Origin of the sequence: Borrelia puertoricensis, from assembly GCF_023035875.1 — a bacterium.
GTDB lineage: Bacteria > Spirochaetota > Spirochaetia > Borreliales > Borreliaceae > Borrelia > Borrelia puertoricensis.
On sequence record NZ_CP075379.1, the window covers coordinates 892,095 to 903,837 of the forward strand.

Below are 11,743 nucleotides of genomic sequence, written 5' to 3' on the forward strand. Positions count from 1 at the left end.
GTATGGAATGTTATGTTTCAATTGATGTTGGAGGTACTAATACTAAATATTCTCTTGTAGATAGTGGCGGTAATTTTCTTGATAAACATGAAGTTAAATCAGGTACTACTCCTGATGAGCAGGTTGGTATTTTAGTCGATGTAATTAATTCTTATAAAAAAGAAGAAAATATTAAAGGTGTTGCAATTTGTATGCCTGGGTTTGTTGATCCTAAGGGCATTGTAATTAGAGTGAATGCTATTAAAGGATTTACTAATTATCCTTTAAAAGAAAGTCTTGAAGCCTTAACAGGGGTAAATGTTGAGATTGAAAATGATGCTAATTGTGTGGCTTTAGCAGAAAAATTTAAAGGTAATGCTATGCATTCTGATGATTTTGTTGCGTTGACTCTTGGAACAGGCATTGGTGCTGGAATATTTATGAATGGAAAACTTTTGAGGGGATATTCTTTTATGTCTGGTGAGATTGGATTTATGATAACCAGAGGGCTTGTAAATAATATTCCTTTTAATTGTAGATGGGAATCTATAGCTTCTGTTGCGGCCTTAAGGAAGAGGGTTGCTGAGCGCTTGGAAATGAAATTTGAAAAAGTTTCTGGAGAATTTGTTTTTGAGCTTGCCGATAGTGGAAATATACATGCTAGGAATGAAATCGAGCATTTTTTTGAAACTTTATCATTTGGAATTTTTAATTTAACTTTTATTTTAAATCCTGAAAAAATCTTAGTTGGAGGCGGAATAAGTTCACGATCGGATTTAATAAGTAGAATATATGATAAATTAGAAAATTTATGGTCTTTAGAATTGGCTCATATTTATAATAATGATATCAAGAAACTTGTTAGAGTTGAAACAACAAAATTTAATAATGATTCTGGTAAAATTGGAGCATTATATCATTATTTTGTTGAAAATAAATTATTACGTAATTTAAGTGTTTAAATGATAAGAGAAGCATGTGTTTTTAATATATTAGAGGCTTTAAATGCTGTTAAGCTTGGTGCTGATAGGATTGAGCTTTGTGAAAATACGACTTGTAGAGGAACTACGCCTTCTTATGGTACCATAAAAGTTTTAAAGGAAAGGTTAGACATTCCTATTGTTGTAATGATTAGACCAAGATGTGGGAGCTTTGTGTATTCTAATTTAGAATTTCAAGCTATGAAGGAAGATATTGAGCTTTGCAAGAGTCTTGGAGTGGAAGGTGTAGCTTTTGGGATTTTAAAGGATAATCATGAAATTGACATAGGTAGAACTAAAGATTTGCTAAGTTTATCTTACCCTCTAAAAGTTATTTTTCATAAAGCAGTTGATGAGACTTGTGATATTAGATCTTCTGTGGCTAATCTTTTAGATATTGGTGTTCATAGAATATTGACTTCAGGAGGGGGATTTAAAGCGGAAGATTCACTTATGATACTTCAGGATTTAATATTGATGACTGGAGAAAAATTAGAGATTGTTGTTGCAGGCAAGGTTAGTAAGGATAATGTTGATGCTATTGATACTATTCTAGGTGCGAAAGCTTATCATGGGAGGTTGATTGTTGGTAATTTAAATTCATCTTAAGCTTATCGTTTTGTATTGGTTTAAGGTTAAATTAAGTGAATATTTTAGATTTTGCCTATATAAGTATGAGATTATATGTAATTGATAGACAGTAGCTTTTGTAGGTTATGTGAATTGAGTTTATATAAAAGATGGTCTTATAAATTTATTTTATTAATAGTATGGTCTATTTGATTTAGATACTTGGGATTCTTTTTCTTTATTTAGTATTAAACTTGTTATAAATTCTTTGATGCTTATCTTGTTAACATTAAATTTAAGTTCTACGGTATTTTGATCTTTTATTCTAGTTTTTATAGGACTTGAGATTATTATTTTTGTCGTGCTTGCTAATAGGATTGGTATTAGTTTCTTTGATAAAATAGATAGTATTGTTGGATTATCAGTATGTAAGTAAGCTTGTAAATTATAATCCTGTTCATTTTTACTGTTTGCAATGAATATTCCCTTATGGAAGGGAATACGATTTATTTTCTTTATGTTATTTGGCATTAGTTTGGCTATATCTTTTATCCAAAAGAATATTTCATTTTGATCAAGTATGTCAATATATTTTGTTGTTAGTATGTTTTCACTTTTATGAGTTATTTCTTTTTGATTTATTAGAATTCCTTTTTTATTTTTGGTGGGAGTGATGTATATATTTGAATTTTTTATCTTCCATTTTGGTTTTATAAATATGTTTCCATAGGATTCAAAATTTGAGTTATTTTGTGTTCCCCAAAAGATATTTTTGGGGAAATTTCCTGTTATTAGTGCTGAGAAAGTTCTTGGATCTTTTGTGTAACTTAAGTATAAGTTACCAACAGTGTTAAGTCCAATTTTATATTTGAATTTGAGTTCGTTGTAGATGAATCTGTTTTTAGATAGATTTATGTAAGCGTATATGTCTGATGATGGGTCTAACAACATAATTGAAGATATGTTGTTTTTAGGTGGACAATAATTTAAAGTTTCACATCCTATAAAAAGAATAGCCATGAAAATTTTGATAATTAGTTTGACCATATTTTGATACCTATCTTTATGAATATTTCATCGTCAAGTTCTACTTTTGTTAATGCCTTTTCTTTATTAATTTCTATTTTGAGTGTTAAGGTTTCCGTTTTAATATAGCTTTCAAATTGATTTGTTATTTTCTTCAATATATCACTGTTATCTATGTATAGTATTATTCTGTCACTAACATTGAAATTATTTTCTTTTCTTAAATTTTGTACTTTTCTTACAAGTTCTCTTGAGAGTCCTTCTAAATATAATTCTTCTGTTATTAGTGCATCTAATCCTATTGTGACAGAATTTTCATTTATTATTTTTAAATTTTCTCTTTCATGTCTTTCTAAGATTATATCTTTTATCGTAATATCATATGTATTTTCGTTGATTTTCATTATATGTTTGTTACCATTTATTATTTTTAATATATCTTCGTTTGTTAATTTCATTATTTTTAATGATCCTGCTTTCATATTTACTCCAAGTTTACTTCCAAGTTCTCTAAAATTTGCTTTTGCTTTGTAAATTACAAGTTCTTCTTCATTGGATTTGATTTGTATTTCTTTTGCGTTAATTTCTTCAAGTATTATTTCTTTCATTTCATTTAGTATTTGTTGTTCTTTTTGATCCTTGGTCACAACATATATTGTGCTTATAGGTTTTCGTATTTTGATGTTATGTGATGCTCTTAGTGCTCTTGCGATTGAAACAACTTTTCTTATAAAGTTCATTTTTTCTTCAAGATTTATATTAATAAGTTTTTCAATTGCTTGTGGGTATTTGTTTAGATGGATTGATTCTTTTTCATCTTTGGTCTTTAGATTTTGATAAATTTCTTCTGTTAGGAACGGGATAAATGGTGCAAGCATTAACATTAAATTTTTTATTACATAATAAAGCGTTTCATAGGCATCGATTTTATCATTATCATTCTCGGATTTCCAGAACCTTCTTCTTGATCTTCTGATATACCAATTATTTAGTTTGTCGATAAATGCGAGAAGTTCTTCTATTGATTTTGTTAAATTATATTTATCTATTTCTTCATTTAATATTTTTTTTAGACTTTCGATTTCGCTAATTATCCATTTATCAAGGATATTAGTTTTGTGTAGATTTATGTTATTATTAGGTTCAAATTTGTCAATTATTGCATAAGTTATGAAAAATGAGTAAGCATTCCAGATAGGTATTATGATATTTTTTAAAACATCCTTAACTCCGTCATCGCTGTACTTTAAATCATCAGCTCTTATCACGGGACTCATTACTAGGTAAAGTCTTAAAGCATCAGCTCCAAATGTGTTTATTACTTCCATTGGATCTGTGTAATTTCTAAGTGATTTTGACATTTTTTTTCCATCACTAGATAATACTAGTCCATTAACTATTACATTTTTAAACGCTGTGTTTTCAAAGAGTGCAGTTCCTAAGATTGTTAATGTATAAAACCATCCTCTTGTTTGGTCTAGACCTTCTGCAATGAAATCAGCAGGGAAAATATTATGGAAGGTATCTTTATCTTTAAATGGATAATGTTTACTTGCGTAGGGCATAGAACCAGATTCAAACCAGCAGTCTAAAACTTCACTTGTTCGAACATATACACCACCATATTCACTGGGCCAAGTAATTTTATCAACTTTATCTTTATGTAAGTCATTCACTTTTTGTCCTGAAAATCTTTCAAGTTCTTCTTTGGATCCTATACATATTTTATTTCCTGTCTTGGAACATATCCAAACTGGTATTGGGTTTCCCCAAAATCTGTTTCTGCTTATTGCCCAATCTCGTGCATTTTCTAGCCATTTGCCAAATCGTCCTTTTTTTAAGTGTGAAGGCATCCAGTTTATTTGCTCATTTGATTTTATTAGTTTTTCTTTTATTGCTTCAATATTTACAAACCATGAGCTTATGGGTCTGTAAATTAAAGGTGAATTTGTTCTGTAGCAAAATGGATATCTGTGTAAAAAGTTTTCTCGTTTGAATAAAAGATTCATTGATTTTAATTTTTCTATTATTTTATTATCTGCATTTTTAACAAATAGTCCTTCAAAATCTTTTATTTCGTTTGTAAATTTGCATTCGGCATCTATAGGTGTTATCATGTCGGTTTTTGTATTATTTTTAAGTATGTTATAATCTTCTTCTCCAAAGGGTGCGATATGTACTATTCCTGTGCCATCATCAGTTGTGACATATTCTGCTGTATGAATCTTGAAAGCCCCTTTATCCCGTTGGTTTAGGAAATAGTTAAATATGGGTTCATATTCTATTCCTTTAATATACTCACCTTTAAATTGTTCTATTACTGTATATGCTTTTTCATCTTTATAATAGTGATTTAACCTTTTTGTGCCGATTATGAATGTTTCATTTTTTTCCTTATCAAATATTTTAGAGTAATCTATATCTTTGCCGACAGCAATTCCAAGATTTGTAGGTAGTGTCCAAGGAGTTGTTGTCCATGCGAGTAAGTATTCATTTTTATCTTTGATTTTAAATTTTATAGTTAGTGATGGGTCATGAATTTCTTTATATTCACCTAGATTAACCTCAAAATTTGAGAGAGGAGTTGCAAGTTTTGGAGAATATGGTAGTACATAGTAGCTTTCATAAATTAAACCTTTATTATAGAGTGTTTGGAATACCCACCATACAGATTCCATGAATGTTGTATCCATTGTTTTGTAATTGTTTTCAAAATCGATCCATCTGCCTAATCTTGAAATTGTTTTTTGCCATTCTTTTGTGTATCTAAGAACTATCTTCCTACATTCTTCGTTAAATTTATCAATTCCATATTTTTCTATTTCGTATCTTCCAGAGATTTTTAAGGATTTTTCTACTTCATATTCTACGGGTAAACCATGAGTATCCCATCCAAAATATCTCTTAACCAGTTTGCCTTTCATTGTTTTATATCTTGGAATGATATCTTTAATTGTATTTGGAACGAAGTGTCCAAAATGTGGAAGTCCTGTTGCAAATGGCGGTCCATCATAAAATGTAAATTCTTCACAACCTTCTCTTTGTTGTATTGATTTTTCGAAAATTTTATTATCATTCCAAAATTTTAATATTTTCTCTTCTATCTTAGGGAAATTTACTTTGCTTTCTACTTGCTTGAACATAAGATTTCCTTTTGTTTAATTTTTATATTATTTTGGTCTAAATATATTTTTATTAGATTAGTATTGGGATTTTTGAATATTTGATTGATAATTTTTTCTTCTATATGTTCTTTTATTGCATTTAAAATGCTTCTTGCTCCAGAATTTTTATCGTAATATTTGTTGATTATATGATTTTTAAGATTGTCATCAATCTCTATTTGAATATTTTTTAGTCTAAATTTTTTAGTGAGTTCTTTGCAATAATTGTTATAAATTAGGCTGAGGTCTTCTTCTTTTAAAATATTAAGAATTATTTTTTTTTGTATTTTGTCTAGTAGTGATGATTTGAATCTTGTTTTAAGCTCATTGTTGATTTCGTTTTTGATATTTATATTATTGTCTGTTTTATTAAATCCAATACGTCCCTTTCCAAGTAGTGTTTTGGTGCCAATAGATGTACTTAAAACAATAATGGCATTTTTAAAGGATATTTTGTCTTCTTTACTACTAATTAGCTCTCCGTGCTCAAGTATTTGTTCTATGAGAGTAAGCACAGAATTATGAGCATGTTCGATATTTTCAAGTATAATGAAGGCTCTAGGATTATGTTTTAATCTGTTTGTTAAAATGCCACCGTCAACATAGCCTGTATATCCTGGATTCGTTCCTATTAATTTTGATATGGAAGTTTCTTCTCTATAGTCTGACATGTCTAGCTTTAGTGTTGAGTTTTGATCTTCAATAATGATGCTTGATATTGTTTTTGCTATCATTGTTTTTCCGCTTCCGCTTGAACCTATGAGCAATATTGATGTTAAAGGTTGTGTATTATTATTGATTTCTAGTTTTGTTTTGACCATTTCTATAATTATTTCATTTATGGCACATTCTTGTCCAATTATTTTTTCTTTTATGTGTATTGCTTTTGTTTTAAGCGTATCGATTTCTTCTTTGAGGTTAGATTTTATCTTAATATTTAATAGTTCATCTGTTGCGCTTTTAATATCTTCTACATTGATTATTTTTTTATTTGTTTTTTTTTGCTTTTTTTGAGCCCCGGCAATATCAATTAGATCAATTGCTTTATCGGGAAATCTTTTGTTAATTAGATATTGTGATGATATTTTGATAACATTTTCTATGGCTTCTTTTTCATAAGTGACACCGTGATAATCTTCAAAGTTTTTTATTATGTTATTGATTATATTGAGAGTTTCTTTTTCATCAGGTTCTTTGATAGATATTGTTTGAAATCTTCTAGTAAATGCTTTATCTTTAGAAATATGTTTTCTGTATTCGTCATAAGTTGTTGCACCTATGATTTGTATTGCAGAGCGAGATAAAACGGGTTTTAAGATATTTGCTGCGTCAATAGAGCCTTCAGAGTTTCCAGCTCCTATTAGAGTGTGTATTTCATCAATAAATATTATTATGTCTTTATTGTTTTTAATGGATTTAATTATGTTATTTAATCTTTCTTCGAATTCGCCTCTATATTTTGTTCCTGAAACTAAGTCGGAAGTGTCAATTTGTAGTATTACTTTGTTTTGTAGTTGATTTTTTATTTCTTTATTTGCAATTTTGATGGCAAGGCCTTCAACAATTGCTGTTTTGCCAACACCAGGTTCTCCTATTAAAATTGTGCTATTTTTATTTCGTCTCTCAAGTATGTTTATTAGTGATTGAATTTCTTTTTCACGACCGATTAAAGGATTGAGTTTTTTTTCTTTTGCAAGTTTTGTCAAGTTTTTAACGTATTTAGCAATTTCAAAATAGTCATTTGTAAGTCTTATTTCATCTTCGAATTCTTTATATGTTTCAATTAACCTTATTTTGTCTATACTTGCTATCATATTTTCTTCATTAAAGTTGAAGCTTAATTTATTAAGTTTGTATTTCTTGAGAAGTTTTTTCGTTTTTAAGATTTGATAAAAAATCTCTTTTATGCCTATTGAAGTTTTAGACTTAAATTCTTTTTTTGTTTGTTCAATGAGAATGAAAATTTCTCTGTTTATCTTTGGAATTATAATTTCATTAGTACCAATTAAAACTTTTTCTAACTTTTCTATTTCACATAATGTATCTTGTTTGATATTTTTTAAAGTTTTGGTATCTATTTTTTTTATCTCAGATTTTTTTGGATAAACTAATATAGACATTAGTAAATGCCAAATTGAAACTTCTCTATTTTTATTTTTTCTAGCAACTTCTCTAGCGGCTACTTCGACTAGGTTGATTAGGTTCTCTGCTATATTAATACTTTTCTATCTCCATTTTTATACTGTTTATTATATCAAAAATATTGTTTTTTTGTTCGTATCTTGAATATATGGATACATAAAATTTAATTTTTGGCTCTGTTCCAGATGGTCTGATGGTTATTTCTATTTCGTTTTCTAATAAAAATTTTATTGCATTTGTAGTATACTTGTATTTTGTTATTTTATATACATTGCCATTCATATCGGTTTCTGTTAATTTTTTATAGTCTAATTTTTTGATTATGTTAATTCCTGCAAAGTTTTTTTTAATTTTGTTCCTAAATTTTGACATTAATTCTTCTCTTAAAAAGTCCCCATTACTTCCTTGAAAACTTTTATTAATTATAAAGTCTTCATAATATCCAAGCTCTTTGTACATTTCTTGAAGATATTTTCCTATTGTTGTTTGATTCTTTTTTAATGTTAACATTAAGTCACAAAATCCTTTTATGGCTGAAAATGCGTCTTTATCTCTAGTTCCGCTGCCAATTAAGTATCCATAACTTTCTTCACATCCAAAAATAAATTTTTTGTTTGGTTCTTTTGTTTTTATCTCATCTATTAAGTGTCCTATCCATTTAAATCCTGTATATGTTCTATATAATGTTGAGTTATATTTTTTTGCTATCTTATTTAGCATTGGTGTTGTAGTGAAAGAAGCTATCACAAATACATTTTTAGGATTCTTTTCTCTAGATAATAAGTAATTCATTAAAATGCATGCAATTTGATTGCCGTTTAGAGTTTTCCATTTTTTATCCTCATTAAAAGCTATACCCATCCTATCAGCATCTGGGTCGGTTGCAAATGCAATATCACAGTTTTCTCTTTTTGCAAGTTCTATTACTTTAGACATGGTAGTATGTTCTTCAGGATTAGGATAATTGACTGTCGGAAATTCTGGGTCAGGGATTATTTGACTTGGTTCAATTAAAAGTTCTACTTTACTGCCTTTAAATAATTCTTTTATTATTGTTCCTCCTGTTCCGTGCAAAGGAGTATATGCTATTTTTAAATTTGTGTTTTTGCTTTTTTTATTGAAATCAGGAAATTCTTCATTTATTTTTTCTATGTATGTTATATCAATCTCATCATTAAGTTCAATTATTGCTTGCTTATTTATACCTTCTTTTTTTGTGAGTGTATTTTTAACATTAGATACTTTTTTGATTTCTGATGTTATTAGTGTGTCATGAGGAGGTATTATTTGAGCACCCTCTTTCCAATATACTTTATATCCATTGTATTCTTTTGTATTATGACTTGCTGTTATCATTATTCCAAGATCACAATCTAATTTTCTAACTGTATATGATAACTGGGGTGTTGATCTTAAATTTTTGTATATATAAACTTTAAGGCCATTTGATGCAAAGATCTTGGCAGCGTCATATGCAAAAATTTTTGAGAAGTATCTTGAATCATAACTTATTACAACTTTAGGACTTAGTGTGATTTCAAGGATATAATTGGCAATTCCTTGACTTGCTTTTGTAATATTATAGGTGTTGATATAGTGTGTTCCAGCTCCAATGATGCCTCTCATTCCAGCGGTGCCAAATTCTAGCTCTTTATAAAATCTATTGTACAGTTCCCCCTCATTATTTTCATTAAGTAATCTTATTGCTTCATTTTTAAAGTATTTGTTTTTTTCAAGTTGAATGTATTTTTCTACTTTTTTTTTAAGTTTATTATTTTTCATACTGTTTTCCTTTATTTTATTATTTGAGAATCTATGATTAAATTATAGAATAATAAAGTATTAAGTGTAGAATTAGTTATTATATTTTGAGTTACAATTTTTTTTCTTTGAGGTCTTTATGCAATTTTGTTTAAGGTCTGATTATTTTCCTGCTGGTGATCAATCAAAAGCAATTAGAGAAATTGAGGAATCTATTTTACTTGATAATAAATATCAGACTTTAAAGGGTGTTACAGGTAGCGGTAAAACTTTTACAATTGCTAATATTATTAGGAATTTAGAGAGACCTGCTTTGATAATTAGTCATAATAAAACTTTAGCTGCACAGCTTTATAGGGAATTTAAGGACTTTTTTCCAGATAATGCAGTTGAGTATTTTGTTTCTTATTATGATTATTATCAGCCTGAATCTTATGTTCCATCCAAAGATTTATATATAGAAAAGGAAGCGACTATTAATGAAGATATTGAAATAAAGAGGATAAGGACAGTAACATCTCTTTCTAGAAGGCGAGATGTTATTGTTGTTGCTACAGTTTCTTCGATTTATGCATTAGGTTCTCCAGAATTTTTTAAGAATGCTGCCCATGCTTTTTTTGTAGGGCAAAAGATTTCTATTAAAGAGATAGCAGATATTTTTGTTAAACTTCAGTATGAAAGAACGCTTATGAATCTTGAACATGATAAATTTTCTATTAAAGGTGATGTCATTGAAGTATGGCCTAGTAATGAGCATGGTGATTTTGCATATAAAATTTATTTAGATTTTGATGAGATTGTTAGGATAAACAGGATTAGTCCACTTACAAAAAAGATTTTGGGATCTACTGATGAATTTACTCTTTTTGCTAAGTCTTATTTTGTTATTCCTTATGAAAACATATTGGATGCTCTTCCTAAAATACAAGTTGATTTAGAAATACAATATCATTCTTTGAAAGAAAATGGTAAGTTTGTTGAGGCTGAAAGACTTAAGCAGAGAGTAGAATATGATATTGAAATGTTAAGAGAGACTGGGTCTTGTCAGGGCATAGAAAATTATTCTAAATATTTTAGTGATAGCGAGATGGATAGACCCTATTGTCTTTTTGATTTTTTTCCCAAAGATTATTTGTTATTTATTGATGAATCTCATGTTACTTTACCTCAGTTTAGAGGAATGTATAATGGAGATTATTCAAGAAAATTAAATCTTGTAAATTTTGGATTTAGACTTCCATCAGCACTTGCAAATAGACCTCTTAAATATCATGAATTTGAATCTTTGATTAATCAGGTTGTTTTTATTTCAGCAACCCCTGGCCTTGAAGAGTGTGAAAAGAGTAGTGTTATTGCTGAACAAATAATCCGTCCAACGGGTCTGATTGATCCAGAGATTATTCTTAGAGTTTCAGATGGACAGATGGAAGATCTTTATAATGAAATTCAAAAAAGAGTGGCTTTAAATGAAAAGGTTTTAATTACAACTTTAACAAAAAAAATGGCTGAGGATTTAACAGATTATTTATTGAGTCTTGATATAAAGGCTAGATATTTGCATGCAGAGTTTAATGCTATTGAGAGAGTAGATATTATTACATCTCTTAGAAAATCAGAAATTGATGTTATTGTGGGCATTAATTTATTAAGGGAAGGTTTAGATATTCCCGAAGTTTCTCTTGTTATCATACTGGATGCTGATAAAGTAGGATTTTTAAGATCTACTACTTCTCTGATCCAAATGATTGGTAGAGCTGCTAGAAACTCAAATGGTTGTGTTATAATGTACTACGATCACGTAAGTAGTGCAATGAGAGAGGCTATTGACGAAACTAATAGAAGACGAAATATTCAAATTGAATACAATAAAAAAAATAATATTATTCCAAGAACTATTATTAAAAAAGTACAAAATATTTTAGAAAAAGAATTAAAAAATGAAACCGTTGATTATGACATTGAAAAAATTATTTCTGATGACAAATTATCTAAAAAGGATCTTATCATTAAGCTTAAGTTTAAACTTGAAGAGGCAGTTTGTGATGAAAGATTTGAGGATGCTATCTTTTTGCGAGATAAAATAAGGGATCTTGTTAAGTAAGAGGTGAAAATTTTGAAATC

7 protein-coding genes are annotated in these 11,743 nt (G+C 28.5%); 3 read left to right on the forward strand and 4 right to left on the reverse strand.

Annotated features, from left to right (window positions below):
• Nucleotides 1-2: 2 nt before the first annotated feature.
• Together bpuSUM_RS04230 and bpuSUM_RS04235 are read left to right on the forward strand one after the other, a co-directional pair.
• Nucleotides 3-941 carry an ROK family protein gene (locus bpuSUM_RS04230; RefSeq protein WP_247066138.1) on the forward strand — a complete coding sequence of 313 codons (939 nt, stop codon included), beginning with the start codon at nt 3-5 and terminating at the stop codon, nt 939-941.
• Entirely contained in the window at nt 942-1,568 is a 627-nt protein-coding gene (locus bpuSUM_RS04235; protein WP_247066140.1) for a copper homeostasis protein CutC, read from the forward strand.
• Nucleotides 1,569-1,721: 153 nt separating this feature from the next.
• On the opposite strand, the gene bpuSUM_RS04240 is transcribed toward bpuSUM_RS04235, so the two are convergent.
• From bpuSUM_RS04240 to bpuSUM_RS04255, 4 genes are all read right to left on the reverse strand, one after another.
• A complete protein-coding gene (locus bpuSUM_RS04240) occupies nt 1,722-2,576 on the reverse strand; it encodes a hypothetical protein (RefSeq protein WP_247066142.1) in 855 nt (284 codons plus the stop codon).
• Complete coding sequence (gene ileS, locus bpuSUM_RS04245; RefSeq protein WP_247066144.1) at nt 2,564-5,698, reverse strand: isoleucine--tRNA ligase; 3,135 nt, start codon at nt 5,696-5,698, stop codon at nt 2,564-2,566. The genes bpuSUM_RS04240 and ileS overlap by 13 nt, the downstream gene beginning before the upstream one ends.
• On the reverse strand, nt 5,683-7,839 hold the full coding sequence (locus bpuSUM_RS04250; protein WP_247066146.1) for an AAA family ATPase: 2,157 nt from the start codon (nt 7,837-7,839) through the stop codon (nt 5,683-5,685). The genes ileS and bpuSUM_RS04250 overlap by 16 nt, the downstream gene beginning before the upstream one ends.
• A gap of 94 nt (nt 7,840-7,933) precedes the next feature.
• On the reverse strand, nt 7,934-9,643 hold the full coding sequence (locus tag bpuSUM_RS04255; RefSeq protein WP_247066148.1) for a phospho-sugar mutase: 1,710 nt from the start codon (nt 9,641-9,643) through the stop codon (nt 7,934-7,936).
• 118 nt (nt 9,644-9,761) lie between these two features.
• Here bpuSUM_RS04255 and uvrB point away from each other — a divergent pair, with 118 nt between their 5' ends.
• Nucleotides 9,762-11,723 carry an excinuclease ABC subunit UvrB gene (gene uvrB / locus bpuSUM_RS04260; protein ID WP_247066150.1) on the forward strand — a complete coding sequence of 654 codons (1,962 nt, stop codon included), beginning with the start codon at nt 9,762-9,764 and terminating at the stop codon, nt 11,721-11,723.
• The last annotated feature ends 20 nt before the right edge of the window (nt 11,724-11,743 follow it).